The 14,224-nt window shown below is 70.8% G+C and carries 14 protein-coding genes and 1 pseudogene; 10 read left to right on the forward strand and 5 right to left on the reverse strand.

All coding sequences use genetic code 11. The features are described from left to right. Positions 1–208 precede the first annotated feature (208 nt). From QH270_RS14415 to cofD, 3 genes and pseudogenes are all read right to left on the reverse strand, one after another. Positions 209–712 (reverse strand): annotated as a pseudogene (locus tag QH270_RS14415) (NUDIX hydrolase); the annotation flags it as partial. Between the two features lie 28 nt (positions 713–740). After that, positions 741–2,087 (reverse strand): coenzyme F420-0:L-glutamate ligase, encoded by a 1,347-nt coding sequence (locus QH270_RS14420; RefSeq protein WP_280342027.1) that lies wholly within the window; start codon positions 2,085–2,087, stop codon positions 741–743. Next, complete coding sequence (gene cofD / locus QH270_RS14425; protein WP_280342029.1) at positions 2,084–3,070, reverse strand: 2-phospho-L-lactate transferase; 987 nt, start codon at positions 3,068–3,070, stop codon at positions 2,084–2,086. The genes QH270_RS14420 and cofD overlap by 4 nt, the downstream gene beginning before the upstream one ends. Positions 3,071–3,573: 503 nt before the next feature. Here cofD and QH270_RS14430 point away from each other — a divergent pair. The 8 genes from QH270_RS14430 (at position 3,574) to QH270_RS14465 (ending at position 10,985) form a co-directional block, all read left to right on the forward strand. Continuing rightward, positions 3,574–3,807 carry a WhiB family transcriptional regulator gene (locus QH270_RS14430; RefSeq protein WP_167456194.1) on the forward strand — a complete coding sequence of 78 codons (234 nt, stop codon included), beginning with the start codon at positions 3,574–3,576 and terminating at the stop codon, positions 3,805–3,807. A 145-nt stretch (positions 3,808–3,952) separates the two neighbouring features. Further along, entirely contained in the window at positions 3,953–4,435 is a 483-nt protein-coding gene (locus QH270_RS14435; RefSeq protein WP_208643915.1) for a metallopeptidase family protein, read from the forward strand. A gap of 58 nt (positions 4,436–4,493) precedes the next feature. Further along, complete coding sequence (locus QH270_RS14440; protein WP_432420363.1) at positions 4,494–4,868, forward strand: DUF3499 domain-containing protein; 375 nt, start codon at positions 4,494–4,496, stop codon at positions 4,866–4,868. A 157-nt stretch (positions 4,869–5,025) separates the two neighbouring features. After that, positions 5,026–6,405, forward strand: a complete 1,380-nt coding sequence (locus tag QH270_RS14445; RefSeq protein WP_280342034.1) for a phosphomannomutase/phosphoglucomutase — start codon at positions 5,026–5,028, stop codon at positions 6,403–6,405. 82 nt (positions 6,406–6,487) lie between these two features. Beyond that, positions 6,488–7,711: a tobH protein gene (locus QH270_RS14450; RefSeq protein ID WP_280342037.1), complete on the forward strand. Its 1,224-nt coding sequence runs from the start codon at positions 6,488–6,490 to the stop codon at positions 7,709–7,711. Beyond that, positions 7,711–8,931: a mannose-6-phosphate isomerase, class I gene (manA, locus tag QH270_RS14455; RefSeq protein WP_280342039.1), complete on the forward strand. Its 1,221-nt coding sequence runs from the start codon at positions 7,711–7,713 to the stop codon at positions 8,929–8,931. The genes QH270_RS14450 and manA overlap by 1 nt, the downstream gene beginning before the upstream one ends. 82 nt (positions 8,932–9,013) lie before the next feature. Next, positions 9,014–9,934, forward strand: coding sequence for a cation diffusion facilitator family transporter (locus QH270_RS14460; protein ID WP_280342041.1), 921 nt, complete (start codon positions 9,014–9,016; stop codon positions 9,932–9,934). Between the two features lie 112 nt (positions 9,935–10,046). Beyond that, entirely contained in the window at positions 10,047–10,985 is a 939-nt protein-coding gene (locus QH270_RS14465) for a cation diffusion facilitator family transporter (RefSeq protein WP_280342043.1), read from the forward strand. Here the strand turns inward: QH270_RS14465 and QH270_RS14470 are convergent, their stop codons facing one another. Together QH270_RS14470 and QH270_RS14475 are read right to left on the reverse strand one after the other, a co-directional pair. Further along, positions 10,986–12,458 (reverse strand): phytoene desaturase family protein, encoded by a 1,473-nt coding sequence (locus tag QH270_RS14470; RefSeq protein ID WP_280342045.1) that lies wholly within the window; start codon positions 12,456–12,458, stop codon positions 10,986–10,988. Between the two features lie 185 nt (positions 12,459–12,643). Then, positions 12,644–13,231 carry a TetR/AcrR family transcriptional regulator gene (locus QH270_RS14475; RefSeq protein ID WP_280342048.1) on the reverse strand — a complete coding sequence of 196 codons (588 nt, stop codon included), beginning with the start codon at positions 13,229–13,231 and terminating at the stop codon, positions 12,644–12,646. A gap of 111 nt (positions 13,232–13,342) precedes the next feature. Here QH270_RS14475 and QH270_RS14480 point away from each other — a divergent pair, with 111 nt between their 5' ends. Then, positions 13,343–13,756: a DUF4267 domain-containing protein gene (locus QH270_RS14480; protein ID WP_280342051.1), complete on the forward strand. Its 414-nt coding sequence runs from the start codon at positions 13,343–13,345 to the stop codon at positions 13,754–13,756. A 77-nt stretch (positions 13,757–13,833) separates the two neighbouring features. Further along, complete coding sequence (locus QH270_RS14485) at positions 13,834–14,052, forward strand: DUF4287 domain-containing protein (RefSeq protein WP_280342053.1); 219 nt, start codon at positions 13,834–13,836, stop codon at positions 14,050–14,052. Positions 14,053–14,224: the final 172 nt, after the last annotated feature.

Genomic DNA, 14,224 nt, shown 5'->3' on the forward strand with positions numbered 1-14,224 from the left:
CTGCTGGCGATCATCGTCGTCGGCGCGCTCGGCGCGCTGTTCGCGCCCGCGTCGAGCCGGTACATGGCACAGGACTACGGCGAGATTCCGGAAGAGCGCTCGTAGGCGGACCGGCGTCGGCCACGGCTGCGGCGTATCTGCGTGCGTGGACGGTCAGGCCGTGGCCTCGCGCAGTGCCTCCCGGCACAGGTGGTCGGCCCTGCGGGTCGTCTCCGGCTGCCGGTAGCTCGTCGACCGGCCACCACCGCAGATCCGCCGATTCGGCGCTGCGCACAGGCACCGCGCCGGCTGGCGCGATCACCTCGAACAGCAGGTCCAGATGCCGGGTGGGCACCCCGAGCGAGCAGGTGATCGGATGGGCCTGCGCACCGTAGAGGCCAGGCGTCAGTCGCAGGTCGGGAATGCCGGACTCCTCGACCGCCTCCCGGAACGCGGCGTCGGCGACGGTCTCGTCCGACGGCTCGCAGTGGCCACCGAGCTGGATCCAGCGACCGACCCGCGGGTGCAGGGTGAGCAGCACCTCGCGCCGATCATGCGACAGCACGATCGCCGACGCGGTGATGTGCCCCGGCGCGTGCTCCCGCAGGCAACCGCGCGGCGCGGAGCCGAGAAAGGCGAGCATCGCCTCACGCAACGAGCTGTCCTGCCCCGCTTCGGGTTTCCACTCGGTGAGCAAGGCGGTCGCCGACGCGTGCAGCGACTCCGCGCTCATCGCGCCACCCGCCCGCGGTCCGCGGCGCTCACAGTTCGACCAGCCCGGCGCCGGGACCGCCGACCACCCGCGGTGTCGGCTCCTCGAGCGGGTGACCGATCGCGATGGCGCCCAACGGCATCCAATCACCGTCGAGGCCGAGCACCTCCCGGGTGACCTCGGGAGCGAAGATCGTCGACCCGATCCAGCAGCTGCCGAGCCCGTCGGCGGCCAGCGCCACCAGCAGACCCTGCACGGCGGCGCCGACCGCGACGGTGAACATCGTCTGCTCGGCGGCCTGACGCCGGGCGTCCGGATAGTCGTGCGCGCCATCGGGAACGCAGAAGGGGATGACGACTTCGGGCGCGTCGAACAGGATGCGCCCGCGCGCGACCCGGCGCTCCACCCGCTCCGGCGCGAGCCCGTCGGCGGTGAGATCGGCCCGCCACTTCGCCGCCATCGCCTCGAGCAGGCGGGTCCGCAGCTCGGGTGTGCGCAGCCAGACGAAGCGCACCGGGCGGGTGTGATGTGGCGCGGGCGCGGTGAGCCCGACCGCGATCGCCGCCCTGATCCGCTCCGGGTCCACCGGCTCGTCGGCGAAGGCCCGCACGGAACGCCGCAGCGGCACAGCCTCTTTGCGGCCCCGCTCGATGGCCTCGGCGGTGCCGAGCCAGAACAGGTCGTCGACGCCGCCGCGCAGCAGCGCCGCCGCGCTCGACCCGTCGTCGTCGGTGCTCAGCCCGCGTACCACCGCGACCGGGACGCCGCCGAGCTTGCCCTTGACGAGGTCGGCGGCGGCGGCGAGTTCGTCGGCCACGGCCACCTGGGTGACGTGCAATTCGTTGCCCTGCCCGTCGACCGCGCCCGCGTAGTCGTGCAGCACCCGCAGCCCCGCCGCCCCGATGGCCGCGTCGATCTGGCCGTTGCGCCAGGCCCGGCCCATCGTGTCGGTGATGACGACGGCGACGTTCACCCCGAGCCGCTGCGCCAGCGCGCCGCGCAGCGCCTTGGCGCTGGCGTCGGGATCGGTGGGCAGCAGCACGAGTTCGCCCTCGGCGACGTTGGAGCCGTCCACGCCCGAGGCCGCCTGCACGATGCCGAGCCGGTTCTCGGTGATCAGGGTGCGGCCCTTGCGGGCCAGCACCCGCACGGCCTCGTCGTCGACCAGCTTGCGCCGCGCGGTGTCGCGCTCGTCCGGGTCGGTCGGCGCGGTGACGATGCGGCCCTCGGCCTTGGAGACGATCTTGCTCGTCACCACCACCACGTCACCGTCGGCCAGCCACGGTGCCTGGGCCGCAAGGTGTTCGGCGATGTCGTCGCCGGGCCGGAACTCCGGAAGCCCGGTCACCGGCAGGATCCGCAGCTCGTCGGCCGCGTGGTCGGGCAGCACCGTCACGGTTTCACTCCCGCCAGTTCCAGTGCCGCGCGGGCCATCTCGGCCGTGGCGTCCGGGTCGGACATCAGCAGCGGCACGCTGCGCACCTCGACGCCGGGAACCTCGGCGGTGTCGGTGGAGTGCACCAGCCAGCCGTCGAGGATGCCGGTGGCCGAGCGCGCGCCGTAGTGGCGCCCGATCGCCTCGGCGGTCGACTCCACACCGATCACCGACAGGCATTCATCGGCCATGCCGCGCAACGGTTTTCCGTCGATCACCGGCGAGAGCCCGATGACCTTCGCCTCGGTGGTGCGCAGCGCGCCCCTGATCCCGGGCACGGCGAGGATGGCGCCGATGCTCACGACGGGGTTCGACGGGGCCAGCAACACCGCGTCGGCGGAGGCTATGATTTCGGTCACATCAGGGGCCGGAGAGGCTTGTTCCGCCCCGATCGAGGCAAATCCGTGAGTCGGCAGCGCCGCGCGGTAACGCACCCACCATTCCTGGAAATGGATCGCGCGACGTTCGCCGGCGTTGTCGGGATCGGTGACGACGACGTGGGTTTCACAGCGGTCGTCGGTTGCCGGGATCAAACGGACACCCGGCTGCCACCGATTGCACAGCGCCTCGGTGACCGCGGACAGCGGATATCCGGCGCGCAGCATCTCGGTGCGGATGAGATGGGTGGCGATGTCGCGATCGCCCAGGCCGAACCAATCGGGCTGGGCGTTGTATTTCGCCAGCTCCTCTTTCGCGTGCCAGGTCTCGTTCGCGTGGCCCCAACCGCGCTCAGGGTCGATACCACCGCCGAGGGTGTACATGCAGGTGTCGAGGTCGGGACAGATCCGGAGACCGTGCATCCAGACGTCGTCGCCGACGTTGACGATGGCCGAGATGTCGGCGTCGGGCAGCAGCCGCCTGACGCCCTGGAGGAACCGCGCACCGCCGACGCCGCCGACCAGAACGGCGATCTCGGGCTTGCGCACCGCGTGTTGTGCAGTCACAGGGTCACAGCCTATGCGGTGCCGGTCGCCGACTTGTTCCGCGGCGAATTCCGGCAAAGTTGCTGGTCATTTGCCACAGCACATAACAAGATCAAAACGAAAGGCGGGTCGCGAGTGTAACGGAAGGGTGACGGCGGGTTGACCACCGGCGCGTGCGGCGTGTCTAATCACAGACATGTCATTCCGGTCACCGCGAGAAGACATGGCGCGGGGGCGTTTGCGAGAGCGAGTTGGCTCGCCGGAAGACAGGTTCGGGGAAGCCCGCGAGACTACGTCGCGGTGTTTTGCTGCCGGGGTCTCTGTCGGCCGCCCGGCGGAAAGAATCATTCTGCGCTAACACATAGTGAGGAGGCGGAACGATGACCGAAGACATGGTCTCGCCGACCGATTCCACAGCAGGCGCAGCTCACGCTGTCTGCGCCGATATGAGCTGGCCGGAACCGGACGTGGCGAACGAGGTCGCGGCCCCCCGGCTGAGTCTGGTCGTGCCGGGCTTCGACGAGATGTTCGACTCCATCGAAGAACAGTGGCAGGAACGTGCACTGTGCGCCCAGACAGACCCCGAGGCGTTCTTCCCCGAGAAGGGCGGCTCGACCCGTGAGGCCAAGCGCATCTGCTTGGGCTGCGAGGTACGTGACCAGTGCTTGGAGTACGCGCTGGCGCACGACGAACGATTCGGCATCTGGGGCGGTCTCTCCGAACGGGAGCGTCGCAGGCTGAAGCGTGGAATCGGCTGAGAGAATGTTCGAAAGTAGACTCTGAGGCTCCAGCCCGGAGCACGCAGGCGCAGTACGTCGGTGCTTCGGGCGAACGCCCAGGGTCGCGCCGTCTACCGGCTCGACGGGCACGATGCAGTGCAGGCGAGAGAGGTGGACGAGTTCCATGGCACGTTCCCGGCGTCATCCCCCGGCACCCACCGCGCGTTCGGTGACCCGCCGCGGCCGTGGTGTCCGCGGACCCATGCTCCCGCCCACCGTTCCCGCGTGGCGCACGAGGGGCCAGAAATTCGATCGGCTCGTGCTCGAGGCCTTCGCGCCCCTGGACACCCGGTGGCACGACCGGCTCACCAAGCTCGACATCGCCGTCGACGATGTACCGAAAATCCGTCCGCTGCATCCTGATTCGGTCACCTGGCCGGACGAGGTGGTCGCCGACGGGCCGGTGCCGCTGTCGCGGCTGATCCCCGCCGGGGTGGACCGGCACGGCGCGGCCACCCGCGCCAGAGTGGTGCTGTTCCGGAAACCGCTCGAATTGCGTGCCGCGGACCCGGACGATCTCGTCGAATTGTTGCGCGAGGTTCTGGTCCAGCAGATCGCCACCTATCTCGGCGTGGACCCCGATCTGATCGATCCGGAACCCGAATAAGGGCGTGTCCGTATCCACTTTTGCGATACGGACGGCTAATCTCGACGTCGTGATCCCCATGCGTCGTTGCTGCCGACCCGGCTGCAAGAACCCGGCTGTAGCGACGCTGACGTATGTGTACTCCGACTCGACCGCCGTCGTCGGACCACTGGCCACCGTCGCCGAACCGCATTCCTGGGATCTGTGCGAAACCCACGCCTGCCGCATCACCGCCCCCAAGGGCTGGGAACTGGTGCGCCACGAGGGCGGGTTCTCCTCGAGCACCCCGGACGACGACGATCTGACCGCCCTGGCCGAAGCCGTCCGCGAGGCAGGCCTGCGCCGCCGCCCCGCCGACACCGACCAGCCCGGCTACCGCGACGCCACACCCCCGCCGCCGCGCACCACCCGCACCGGCCGGCGCGGCCACCTACGTGTCCTGCCCGACCCGTAGGGCACGCGCAGCCCACTGATCTCCTGGGCACAGGGGCAACTCCCCGACCCCCTCCCAGCCGTGGCGCTTCCCACGCGGGACCTGCCGAAAACAGCCGAGCTCCCGGACTCGTATGGCCTGAGTACGCGGAGAGGCGGACCAGCTAGGGTTATCTCTCATGACGACTGTCGCGCGCTCTGGCGAACTCGTGAACGCCGTGATCAAGGCTTATGACGTCCGCGGGGTGGTGGGCGAACAGATCGACGCGGGGTTCGTCAAAGACGTGGGCGCCTCGTTCGCCCGGCTGATGCGCGCCGAGGGCGCGAACAGGGTCGTGATCGGCCACGACATGCGTGAGTCGTCCCCCGAGCTGGCCGAGGCCTTCGCCCAGGGCGTGCGGGCCCAGGGCCTCGATGTGGTGCACATCGGTCTGGCCTCCACCGATCAGCTCTACTTCGCCTCGGGCAAGCTGAGTTGTCCCGGCGCCATGTTCACCGCCAGCCACAACCCCGCCCGCTACAACGGCATCAAGCTCTGCCGCGCGAACGCGCTGCCCGTCGGCCAGGACACCGGCCTGGCCACCATCTCGGCCGAGATCGTCGAGGGCGTGCCCGCCTACGACGGCACACCGGGCTCGGCGACCACCCTCGACCTGCTGGCCGACTACGCGAGCTTCCTGCGCGAGCTGGTGAACCTCGACGACATCCGGCCGCTGACCATCGCGGTCGACGCGGGCAACGGCATGGGTGGCCACACCGTCCCCGCCGTGCTCGGCACGCTCGGCCCGATCACCATCGTGCCGCTCTACTTCGAGCTCGACGGCTCGTTCCCCAACCACGAGGCCAACCCGCTCGACCCGAAGAACCTGGTCGACCTGCAGGAGCTCGTGCGGCGCAGCGGCGCCGACATCGGCCTCGCCTTCGACGGCGACGCCGACCGCTGCTTCGTCGTCGACGAGCGCGGCGAGCCGGTCTCCCCCTCGGCGATCACGGCGCTGGTGGCCCAGCGCGAGCTGGCCAAGGAGCCGGGCGCCACCGTCATCCACAACCTGATCACCTCGCGCGCGGTGCCCGAGCTGGTCGAGGAGCTCGGCGGCAAGCCGGTGCGCACCCGCGTCGGCCATTCGTTCATCAAGCAGGAGATGGCGGCCACGGGCGCGGTGTTCGGCGGCGAGCACTCCGCGCACTACTACTTCCGCGATTTCTGGGGCGCCGATTCGGGCATGCTTGCCGCGCTGCACGTGCTGGCCGCGCTCGGCGAGGGTCAGCGTCCGGTCTCGGAGCTGATGGCCGCCTACGACGTCTACGCGGCCTCCGGCGAGATCAACTCGACCGTGGCCGACGCCGCCGAGCGCACCGACGCGGTGCTGGCGGCCTTCGCCGACCGGACCGTCTCGGTGGATCGCCTCGACGGTGTGACCGTGGATCTGGGCGAGCACGCCTGGTTCAATCTGCGCGCCTCCAATACCGAACCGCTGCTTCGGCTCAACGTCGAAGCCGGATCGCAGGAGGAAGTAAACACACTCGTGACTGAGATCCTCGCCATCGTCCGCGCCTGACTGGAATAGTGGAATCACAGACCTTGTATTCGCCGACGGATCGGCAGACGACACAGCGCGATGAGGGGAGGTGGGATCGGCGATGATCGCTGGAACACCGGTATTCGACCTCGACGATGCCGCGTCGCTGGAGGCGGCCGATACGGGCGGCGCCTTACGTTCGGCGGCCTCGGGCGGTGCGCAGGTACGCGCCACCGCCGCGGCGGTCGCCGAGACCTCGCTCGTCGAACGGCTGTCGGAGTTGCGTCCGCGCAGCCTCGTCCTCGTGTCCGGTTCGGGCCGGGCCACCCGCGCGGCCGGACTGCTGGTCGCCGCGCTCGGTGACCGCGCCGGACTGCCGATCGTGCCCGTCACCTCGCTGCCGCCGTGGGTGGGCCCGCTGGACGTGGTGCTCGTCGCCGGCGACGACGCGGGCGACCCGCGCCTGATCGACGCCGTCGACCGGGCCATCCGCCGCAGCGCCGAGGTGGTGATCGCGGCGCCGAACGAGGGCCCGTTGCGCGCGGTGGCCGCCGGGCGCGCGATCGTGCTGGAACCGCGCGTTCCGGTGCTCGACCACAATCGCCTGCTGCGTTTCCTCGCCGTCGGCATCGCGGTGCTGCGCGGGGTCGACGCCCAGCGCAGCGTGCCCGCCACGCCCGAACTCACCGCGCTGGCCGACATGCTCGACGCCGAGGCGCTGCGCGACGGCCCGCAGAACGAGGTCTTCCGTAATCCGGCCAAGACCCTCGCCGCCCGCATGCACGGGGTGGGCGTGGTGCTGGCCGGTGACTCGCCCGCCGCGGTCGAGCTGGCCGGGCACGGCGCCGAGGTGCTGTTGCAGTCGGCGGGCACCGTGGTCGCGGCCGCCGATCTCGCCGACACGGTCGCCGCCGTCGGCCGGCTCGGCGAGGCCGCCGGTGGCGCGGCGCCCGGTTTCGATCCGCTGTTCCACGACGAGGAACTCGACGGGCCGGCCCCGGTGGACCGGGTGCGGGTGCTCGCGCTGAGCGTGCATCCGGATCAGGCCGCCGCGCGCCGCAAGCTGGCCGTGTTCGAGGGCGCGGGCGGCGGGCTCGTCGACGCCGATCTGGTGCACGCCGATGTCGACGTCCTGCAGGCCCAGCTCGCCGAGCCGGGCACGGCCCCGACCTCCGAGGGCGCCGCCGCGACGTCCACCGCGGGGGGCGGACACGGCAGCGAGATCGAGCAGCTGGCGGTGCTCGCGGTGCGCCTGGACATGGCCGCCGCCTATCTCCGACTGACGGGTGCGCGCGGCGGGACCGCGCCGGACCCGGATCGATACCACGACGGGGGACGCTACTAGTGCAGGAACTCGTTGGTGCGCTGCGTTCCTACGCCTGGGGCTCGCGCACCGCGCTCGCTCAGCTGTGCGGCAGACCGGTGCCGTCGGCCCATCCCGAGGCCGAACTCTGGTTCGGCGCGCACCCCGCCGATCCCGCGCGGGTGAAGGCCGACGGCGGCCGGCGTTCGCTGCTCGACGTCGTCAGCGCCGACCCGGTCCGTGAGCTCGGCGCCGTCGCCGACACCTTCGGCGCGCGGCTGCCGTTCCTGCTCAAGATCCTGGCCGCCGAGGAACCGCTGTCGCTGCAGGCGCACCCCAGTTCGGCGCAGGCACGGGCCGGCTTCGAGCGGGAGAACCGCAGCGGCATCCCGGTCGACTCGCCCCTGCGCAACTATCGCGACGACAGCCACAAGCCGGAACTGGTCGTCGCGCTGGACCGCTTCGAGGCGCTGGCCGGGTTCCGCGACCCGCACCGCACCGTCGAACTGCTGCGCGCGCTCGCCGTGCCCGGGCTCGACGTCTACGCCGAACTGCTTGCCGCCCAGCCCGATTCGGCCGGTCTGCGCACGCTGTTCACCACCTGGATCACCCTGCCCGCCGCCGCGCTCTCGACGCTGCTGCCCGCGGTGCTCGAGGGCTGCGTGCGCTACCTGTCGGGCAAGGGCGCGCGGGAGTTCTCCGCCGAGGTGCGCACCGCGCTGGAACTGGCCGAGGTGTATCCCGGCGACGCGGGCGTGCTCGCCGCGCTGCTGCTCAACCGGCTGACCCTCGAACCGGGACAGGGCCTGTACCTCGACGCGGGCAATCTGCACGCCTACCTGCACGGCGTCGGCGTGGAGATCATGGCCAACTCCGACAACGTCCTGCGCGGTGGCCTGACCCCCAAACACGTCGATGTGCCGGAGCTGCTGCGGGTGCTCGACTTCGAGCCGATCGACCTGCCGGTGATCGAGCCGGAGCTCGACGCCGACGGCGGCGCGCGATACCGCACGCCCGCACCGGAATTCGCACTGTGCCGGTTCGACCTGGCCGCGGACGCCGAACCGATCGTGCTGGCCGACGCGGGCCCCGGCATCGTGCTGTGCACCGCGGGCACCGTCGAACTCTTCCAGGACGGGCGCGTCCTCACCGTCGAGTGCGGCAGCGCGGCCTGGATCTCCGCGGCCGACAGCGAGATCAAGGCGCGCGCGGTCGACGGGGCGGCGCAGCTGTTCAGCGCCTGCGTCGGCCGCGAGAACTGACCTCGAGGCGCACCTTTCCGGCCGATCCGCTTAGGCTGTTGCGGGCACGAGCGTGTTCAGCGGAGCAGAAGGGCGGGCCAGGATGTCGGCTGGTGGTGGCAAGAAGGCGATTCTCGCCGCGTTGACGGCCAACGCGGGGATCGCGGTGGCGAAATTCATCGGCGCGGCGATCACGGGATCGGCATCGATGCTGGCCGAGGCGGTGCACTCGGTCGCCGACACATCGAACCAGGGTCTGCTGCTGTTCGGCCAGCGCGCGGCCGCCAAGGACGCCGACGAGCTGCATCAGTTCGGCTACGGCCGCAATCGCTACTTCTATTCGTTCGTCGTCGCCCTCGTGCTGTTCACTCTCGGCTCGGTGTACGCGATCTACGAGGGCATCCACAAGATCCAGCATCCCGAGGAGCTGAGTCAGCCGATCGTCGCGATCGTCATCCTCGGCATCGCGATCGGCCTGGAGACCTTCAGCTTCATCACCGCGGTACGAGAGTCCAAGCCGCTCAAGGGCGAAGCCAGCTGGTGGCACTTCATCCGCAACTCGCGCAGCCCCGAACTGCCGGTGGTGCTGCTCGAGGACACCGGCGCGCTGATCGGTCTGATCCTCGCCTTCGGCGCGGTCGGCCTGACCATGATCACCGACGACCCGGTCTACGACGGCATCGGCACCCTGGCCATCGGCGTGCTGCTCGGCCTCATCGCGATCGTGCTGATCGTGGAGATGAAGAGCCTGCTGATCGGTGAGGGCGCCACCCCGGAGCAGGATCGCGCGATTCGCGACAATCTGGTCGACGGTGCCAAGATCACCTCGGTGATCCACCTCAAGTCCGAGTACCTCGGCCCGGAGGAGATGCTGATCGCCGCCAAGGTCGCGATCGCCCCGGATCTCGACATCGCCGAGATCGCCGAGGCGATCGACGCGGCCGAGGTGCGGGTGCGCGCCGCGGTGCCGACCGCCCGGCTGATCTACCTCGAGCCCGACCTGTACCGGACCCAGTCCGTCTGATTCCGGCCCGCTGATCGCCGTCGTCCCCCTGGGCGGCGGCGATCGGCGTCTGGGGCGACACGGGTTCGGCGCGCGGCCGGTCCGGCGACGGTTCCGGGTACCGTTCGGTGCCATGGCCGCCGAAGGTGGAGACAGCAAGATCGCGATCCTGGCCGCCCTCGGCGCGAACGCGGGCATCATGATCGCGAAGTTCGTCGGTGCGTTCATCACCGGTTCCTCGTCGATGCTGGCCGAGGCCGTGCACTCGGTGGCCGACACCGGCAACGAGGCGCTGCTGCTGGTCGGGCGGCGCCGGGCCGAGCAGGACCCCGACACGCTGCATCCCTTCGGATACTCACGCAACCGGTACTTCTATTCGTTCGTCGTCGCGCTGATCCTGTTCACGATGGGCAGCCTGTTCGCCCTCAACGAGGCCGTCCACAAGATCCGCTTCCCGCACGAGCTCGAGTCACCGTCGGTCGCCATCGTCATCCTGCTGGTGTCGATGGTGCTCGAGGCCGCCAGTTTCCGCACCGCGCGCAGGCAGTCGGCCCCGTTGAAGGGCACGCACTCCTGGTGGCATTTCATCCGCAACACCCGCAACCCGGAACTGCCGGTGGTGCTGCTGGAGGACATGGGCGCGCTGGTCGGACTGCTGTTCGCCCTCGGCGGGGTGAGCATGACCGTGCTCACCGGCAACGGCGTGTGGGACGGCGTCGGTACCCTGCTGATCGGCCTGCTGCTCGGGGTGAACGCGATCGTGCTGATCGTGGAGACCAAGAGCCTGCTCATCGGGGAGGGCGCGACGGCCAAGGAGGACACCGCGATTCGGGCCGCGCTGCTCGACGATCCACGCATCGTGGCGGTGCTGCGCATGCAGTCGCAGTACCTCGGCCCGGAGGATCTGCTGGTCAACGCGCGGATCGCGCTCGCGCCCGACCTCGACATCGCCGAGGTGGGCGCGGCCATCGACGCCGCCGACGGCCGCATCCGCGCCGCCGCGCCCAACGTCTACACCGTCTACCTCGAACCGCACGTGGTCGATCCCGAATCCGCCTCGGCGACGACCTGATCAGTGGTACGAGGGGGCCGCCCCGCGCAGCAGGTCCAGCGGATCGGTGACGATGCCGAAGCGTTCGCGCAGCATGTGCCCGCCGGCGTGCAGCCCCGGCATGCCGTGCACGCCGGGGCCCGGCGGGGTCGACGACGAGCACAGGTAGGTGCCGGGGATCGGTGTCGCGTACGGATTCCAGCGGGCCAGCGGACGGAAGGCGGTCTGGCGCAGGGTCATCGCGCCTGCCGAGATGTCGCCGCCGATGTAGTTGGCGTTGTGCGCGGGCATGAAGGCCGCGGGCGTGACGTGGGTGGCGAGGATGAGATCGCGGAAACCGGGGGCGAATCGCTCGACCTGGGCGATGACGGCCTCGCTGATGTCGCGGTCGGAGCCGTTGGGGACGTGGGCGTAGGTGTAGAAGGTGTGCTTGCCCTCGGGCGCCCTGGTCGTGTCGACGACGCCGGGCTGGATCGCGAGCACGTACGGCCGCTCGGCGAATTCGCCCGCGGCGACCCGGCGTTCGGCCCGCATCGCCTCCTCGCGGGTGCCGACCAGGTGCAGGGTGCCCGCGAGTTCGCAGCCGGGGGCCGTCCACGGCACCGGGCCCGACAGCGCGAAGTCGACCTTGCAGGCCGCCCCGCCGTAGCGGAACCGGCCGAGGCCGTTGCGGTAGCGGTCCGGCAGCCGGTCGCCGGCCACGCGCAGGAGTTCGGCGGGTGAGGTGTCGAACAGGACCGCGCGCGCCTTGGCCAGCTCGGCGAAATCGTCGACGCGGTGCCCGGTGACGAGTTCACCGCCGAGCCGTTCCAGCTCCGCGATCAGCGCGTTCGGGATCGCCTGACTGCCACCGCGCGGGATCACCCAGCCGCCCGCGTGCGCCAAGGTGCCCAGCAGCAGACCGGCGCCGACGGCGGGGAGCGCGCGGGGCTGGGTGATGGCGTGGGCGGCGACGCCGGTGAGCAGCGCGGGCGCGACCTCGTCGTGAAAACGGTTGTTCCACAGCGGCGAACCCTGTTCGAGCAGCCGCAGGCCGAACCGGACGGCGGTGGCGGGCCGTCGCAGCGGCGGGTGCCGAAGATCCGACATGGCCAGGTCGACCACGTCGGGCCAGTGTTCGACCAGGGGCCCGAACAGCGAGCGCCAGGCGGCGCCGTCGACACCGAGGTCGGCGACGGTCGATTCCAGGTTGCGCCAGGCCAGTCCGGCGACGCCACCGTCGAGCGGATGCGCGTAGGAGATCGTGGGGCTCAGCAGTTCGACACCGTGCGCGGGCAGGTCGAAAGCGCGGAAGAAGGGGGACGCCAAGGCCATCGGGTGCGCGCCCGCGCACACGTCGTGGTGGAAACCGGGCAGAGTGAGCTCGGCGGTGCGTGAGCCACCGCCCGGCTGCTCCTGCGCCTCGAGCACCCGCACCGAGATTCCGGCGCGCGCCGCGATCACCGCCGCCGCCAAGCCGTTCGGCCCCGAACCGACTACTACGACTTCCGCCATCCGTCGTCCCCTTCGTGTCCGACCCGCGTCGTCGTCTCCAACCTACGCGGCGTGCGATGTCCGGTGCCGTGTGCTCGGTCACCGGGTCGCCGACTGCCCGCCGCCGCGCCGGGACGTCCGCGGCGCGCGGGTGCGCCGGACCCGGTGTCGCCCGACGGCCGACACCGACAGCGCGGCGGGTCCGTTCAGGACGGCTCTGTCGCGCCCTCGGCGGCCCCGTCGACCAGCAGCGAGATTCGGCGTTCCCGCAGTTCGGGGCGCAGCCGCCCGCTGCGGTCGAGGGTGGCGAGGCCGTGCAGGGAGGCCCAGGCCACCTCGGTGCGGGCGCCGAGGTCGTCGCCCTCGGCGAAGGGCGCGAACATCGCCTCGAGCCCGGCGAAGGCGTCGCGCAAGGGCTGGGGAGCGTCGAGGCCGAAGGCCAGGTCGGTCTTCTGCTGGAAGATCGCGTCGTAGCGGGCCGGATTGGCCTCGGCGAAATCGAGGTAGGCGCGGGCGACATTGGCGATCACCTCGGTATGGGTGCTCGCCGCCTCGCGAGCCAGCCGCAGCTGCTCGGCGAGTTCGACGCACCCCTGCAGGGCGACGGCGCCGACGATGGCGGCCTTGTTGGCGAAGTGGCTGTACAGCACCGGCTGGCTGTATTCGATGCGCTCGGCGAGCTTGCGGATGGTGACCGCGTCCCAGCCCTCCGCCTCGGCCATCTCCCGCGCGGTATCGATGATCTGCTGATGCCGCTGGGCGCGTTCACGTTCCTTACGCAGCTGGGTGCTCATGCATCCGATTCTAGCAACGCTAGACAAGTTAGCGAGGCTCGCGCTATCGTTCGTTCGTGAACTAGCGCCGCTAGATTTCAGAGCATCGCAATACGATCTCGGGAGCGCCCCATGAACGCCACACGCATCGCCACCGCCCTCGCCCTGGTCACCGGGGTCTTCATCACCTACACCGGCATCATGTTCCTGATCGACCCCGTCACGACGGCGTCGGGATTCGGCCTGCCGGCCTGGCCCGAGGGCGAGGCCGCGGGTTTCCTCAACGTCAAGGGCGACCGCGATATCGCCTCCGGTCTGGTGATCCTGGGCCTGGTCGCCCTCCGGCAGCGGCTCGCGCTCGGCGTCGCCATGCTCGCGATGACGGCGGCTCCCCTCGGCGACATGCTCATCGTCCTCAGCCGCGGCGGCTCCACCGCGCTCGCGTTCGGCATGCACGGCGTCGCCGCGGCCATCGTCGCCGCCAGCGGCATCCTGCTGCTGCGCGAGCACCGCAAGGCGGCGACCGCCCAGCCCCTCGCCGTCTGACCTCACGCACCGCCGATGACTTCGGCGCGGCGCCACCGTCTGCACGAAGGAAGATCACGCACCGAGGAGGAACCACCATGGCCGACGCACCGAAGGGCCCCGCGTCCTACTTCCCCACCATCGAGGCGAAGTACGGCCGCACCGTGGACGAGTGGCTGACACTGCTCGGCACGGCCGAGCCGACCGGGCACGCGGCGCTGGTCACCTGGCTGAAGAACGAACACGGCATGGGACACGGCCACGCCACCGCACTCGTGCAGTACCACCTGCATCCGGAGAAATGGGCGCGCGCCTGAGCCACACCTACCGCGGCGGGGGCCCCCGTAGCCACGCGGGGGGGGGGGGGGAGTTCCAGCGCCGGGCGGGATGGGGTTGGGGGGTTGTGGGCGGGGGGGGCCTCGGGGGTCACGCTCGGCGGCCGCCGCGGGCCGCTGACCGTCCACGCCGCGACCGCGAACTCGTCGGCGA

The sequence above is a fragment of the Nocardia neocaledoniensis genome (assembly GCF_029868625.1).
GTDB lineage: Bacteria > Actinomycetota > Actinomycetes > Mycobacteriales > Mycobacteriaceae > Nocardia > Nocardia neocaledoniensis_A.

What these genes read in the sequence shown, in the direction of transcription:
- QH270_RS14435 (WP_208643915.1), top strand. Translation starts at nt 3,953, where the DNA reads ATGGCACGTTCCCGGCGTCATCCCCCGGCACCCACCGCGCGTTCGGTG.
- QH270_RS14485 (WP_280342053.1), top strand. Translation starts at nt 13,834, where the DNA reads ATGGCCGACGCACCGAAGGGCCCCGCGTCCTACTTCCCCACCATCGAG.
- QH270_RS14475 (WP_280342048.1), bottom strand. Translation starts at nt 13,231, where the DNA reads ATGAGCACCCAGCTGCGTAAGGAACGTGAACGCGCCCAGCGGCATCAG.
- QH270_RS14480 (WP_280342051.1), top strand. Translation starts at nt 13,343, where the DNA reads ATGAACGCCACACGCATCGCCACCGCCCTCGCCCTGGTCACCGGGGTC.
- QH270_RS14460 (WP_280342041.1), top strand. Translation starts at nt 9,014, where the DNA reads ATGTCGGCTGGTGGTGGCAAGAAGGCGATTCTCGCCGCGTTGACGGCC.
- QH270_RS14445 (WP_280342034.1), top strand. Translation starts at nt 5,026, where the DNA reads ATGACGACTGTCGCGCGCTCTGGCGAACTCGTGAACGCCGTGATCAAG.
- QH270_RS14465 (WP_280342043.1), top strand. Translation starts at nt 10,047, where the DNA reads ATGGCCGCCGAAGGTGGAGACAGCAAGATCGCGATCCTGGCCGCCCTC.
- QH270_RS14470 (WP_280342045.1), bottom strand. Translation starts at nt 12,458, where the DNA reads ATGGCGGAAGTCGTAGTAGTCGGTTCGGGGCCGAACGGCTTGGCGGCG.
- QH270_RS14440 (WP_432420363.1), top strand. Translation starts at nt 4,494, where the DNA reads ATGCGTCGTTGCTGCCGACCCGGCTGCAAGAACCCGGCTGTAGCGACG.
- QH270_RS14450 (WP_280342037.1), top strand. Translation starts at nt 6,488, where the DNA reads ATGATCGCTGGAACACCGGTATTCGACCTCGACGATGCCGCGTCGCTG.
- QH270_RS14430 (WP_167456194.1), top strand. Translation starts at nt 3,574, where the DNA reads ATGTTCGACTCCATCGAAGAACAGTGGCAGGAACGTGCACTGTGCGCC.